The 2,519-nt window shown below is 52.9% G+C and carries 2 protein-coding genes and 1 pseudogene; all 3 read right to left on the minus strand.

The window, feature by feature from the left end:
* Window positions 1–55: 55 nt before the first annotated feature.
* Window positions 56–310, minus strand: a complete 255-nt coding sequence (locus tag AC0QH1_RS05810; protein ID WP_324629985.1) for a gas vesicle protein GvpG — start codon at window positions 308–310, stop codon at window positions 56–58.
* Window positions 311–388: 78 nt separating this feature from the next.
* A complete protein-coding gene (locus AC0QH1_RS05815) occupies window positions 389–592 on the minus strand; it encodes a hypothetical protein (protein WP_324629986.1) in 204 nt (67 codons plus the stop codon).
* 14 nt (window positions 593–606) lie between these two features.
* Window positions 607–2,519, minus strand: a pseudogene (locus tag AC0QH1_RS05820) (hypothetical protein); the annotation flags it as partial.

Here is a 2,519-nt window from a genome sequence, read left to right on the forward strand (position 1 = left end):
CTGGTCTTCTGGTCAGGTGAGCTTGGGAAAATAAAGTCTTACCAAGCCCCTCCCTTTAGGGATGGGGTTCCTGACTTTCGGCTTGCTCTTCCATTTCTTGAATGGCAAGCAATAATTCTTCCTCTTGTTCTTCAAATTCCGATTCGGGAATTTCCCCCAAATCGAAAGCAAGCTGGAGGGCTAACAGTCGCTTTTGTAAGTTTTCTTTGTCATCGAGTTCTGCATTGGCGCGTTCGAGCAGTTGTTCTCCGATCCAAGCGATGCCCTCAATCGGAGCGGTGACGGGTAGGGTAAGTAGGCGCAGAATCATAAGGCAAGGGGTTAGGACAATAAAGGGTTCGGCGAGATTGGCAAACTTGCCAGGTTTTGCCCCCTCGTCCGGCTTTTATTATATCATAAAATAAAGAAACGCGGCAAAGGAATTCAGAATTAATCCCATTAAAATTGTTGTTGAATCGATCGCCGGTGGGGGCGAGTTCAGTGGAGTGAGAGGTAGGTTGCAGGATTGTACGGGAAACCACCCCGGCAAAAAAGCGATCGCCGTCAAACAGCGATCGCCTTTTCGAGCGGGGGTTGCGCCCGCAGGCATCACCCCCTACAGCTCACTTAGACGAAACTGAAGTAATCCGACTGCAAACTCAGGTCAGAAACATCCTGAACCACGGCAATCAAATCCTCACTGTCGCCCTCGGTGCGGTAAATTGCCGTGCCGGTTGGCATGCCTTCTGGAGAAGCCGCAAGGAAATAGTCAGCCGCCGAACCGTGCAACTGGATAGAATCTTCAGTGGCATTGAATTCGGTGAGAATTGCATATTCCTGGCCACTATCCCCATCGGCGCTATTGAGATAGTAGGCTTGGTTGGCATCGCCGAGGGTGAAGGTTTCGGCACCGGGTTGACCGATGAGCTGGTCAACCGCACCCATGTCTGCATCGATCGCATTTTCATCCATGCCGGTGACGAGATCCGTTTCCTCATCAGCGAGTAAGGAGCGATCGCCGAGATTGAAATTCGTCCCCGGATTGACAGCGATCGCGCCCCCGATGCGACCTTCGGCAAATCCGTGCATCAGATAGTGTACGTAGCCACTGGCAAACCCGCCCTCGCTGACGGCAGACTCCACATCCGGGTTATTCGCCAGATACTCACTATTGCTAAACGCCAAACTCGGGTCGCGACCCTCGGACATGCCGTAGTAGAGAAAGTGTTCCATCGCAGTACGGAAGGTACCGTTTTCCACCGCATCGGCAACATCGGCATTTTGCGACAGATAGTCTTGGGCGTTGAAGGTTTGTGTCAGCACCTCAAACTGCGGGAACGGATTGCGACCTTCCGCGAAACCGACGGTCACTAAATGTTCCAAACCATTGCTGTATGTGCCATTGGCGATGGCCTCGGCGGCATCCGCGTATTGCGACACATAGAACATCTCGAACTCTTTAAAGACATCGCTAGGGAAGCGACCTTCAGCAAATCCGAACTTGATGAAATGTTTGAACCCACTGCCGAACGAGCCATTGGTAACGGCATCTGCCACATCCGGGTTATTGCTCAGATAAAGGTTCGTGAAAACCTCACTGGGGGCGCGACCTTCCGCAAGCCCAAACAAGCTAAAGTGTTCGGCAGCGCTGCGGAACGTTCCATTTGCCACGGCGTCCGCAACGTCTAAATTTTCTGCCAGATAGTATTCGGGGTCGAAGAGTAAAATTGAGAGCTTGCGGGGCTGAGCGGTTTCACTCTCCTCATCATCACTCAATTCTTCGCTGTTGCTGCTAGCAGGCAACTCCTGGAGAGGCAACCCTGCGCTATTGGGGGAATCGGCGTCAAGCTCGTTCGTGAAGGTCGGACGGAACAGATCTTCCTGAGAAAGGGTCTCGAAGGTGGGGCGAACTGTGGGATCTGCCACTCGCACTTCTGCCATCTTCTGCTCGATCGCCTCTTTGGTATTGTTGGCGAGAAACTCTTCCACCGGCAAGGTACCTGCTGCCAATTCCGGCAACCCAACAGCGATTTGGCCCACCGCCACTGCCTGCATTTTGGTGATTTCCGTGGCCATATCTTTTAACGGAATACCACTTTCGATCGTGTCTTGGACGATTTGGTTGCCCAGGGTCATCACTTGCGCCGCCGCCGAAGCGACGCTGCTGACTTGCTCCGCATTCACGGTACTCCCTTCCGCACCGAAAGAGGCACTCCGACTGATTGCATCTTGGACGATGGCCTCGATCGTCTCGAGTTGGGTTAAGTCAACCGAACTGTTAGATTTGACCATCTTGGCGATGCTAGCGATCGCGGCATGACCGAGTTGCTGCAAGTCAATATTGCTTCCACCCTCGATTAACTTCGCCGTTTGGACGATCGTATTTTGCACCTGAATCATCGCCGCAAACACTGCGGCTCCATTCGGATCCCCATTGGCGATCGCTTCAAGAGGATCGTAGGTGTGCGATTCGTTCCCGCAAAAGTGGAGGGTAAATGCCCGAAACGTAAGCGGGGCAAGGAAAACAGTCCCTAAAGGCT

The organism is Phormidium sp. CCY1219, assembly GCF_055795085.1.